The sequence below is a fragment of the Pseudomonas sp. 2995-3 genome (assembly GCF_002742565.1).
Lineage (GTDB): Bacteria > Pseudomonadota > Gammaproteobacteria > Pseudomonadales > Pseudomonadaceae > Aquipseudomonas > Aquipseudomonas edaphica.
This window is the reverse complement of record NZ_LJSB01000088.1, coordinates 1-319: the sequence shown is the minus strand read 5'-3', so window position 1 is coordinate 319 and position 319 is coordinate 1. Positions and strand designations below refer to the sequence as shown.

1 pseudogene is annotated in these 319 nt (G+C 42.0%); it reads right to left on the bottom strand.

The features are described 5' to 3' along the window. Positions 1-295 (bottom strand): annotated as a pseudogene (locus AOA62_RS04995) (GABA permease); the annotation flags it as partial. Positions 296-319: the final 24 nt, after the last annotated feature.

The following is a 319-nucleotide window of genomic DNA, read 5'->3' as shown; positions in this document are numbered from 1 at the left end:
AAAGCCAGTATACCCAACCAGTACTGAAACCTGCCCACCGCCCATATGCTTTCTTTGCATAGGAACGAAAGGACCCACTTTGTGGATCGGAAACTGTCATCTTTGCTAGTGCTTCATAAATAAAATAAGTACCAATTGCTGCTAATAGAAATGCAAAAACGACTGAGGGTCCAGCCATGCTAATGGCAATACTAGAGCCTAGAAAAAAACCTGTACCAATAGTACAAGCCACCCCAAGTAAAGATAACTGCCACCAATTTAACTTTTTTTCCTTCTCACCACTTGAACTTTTCACCAAATGTCCCCCCTTATGCTGCAT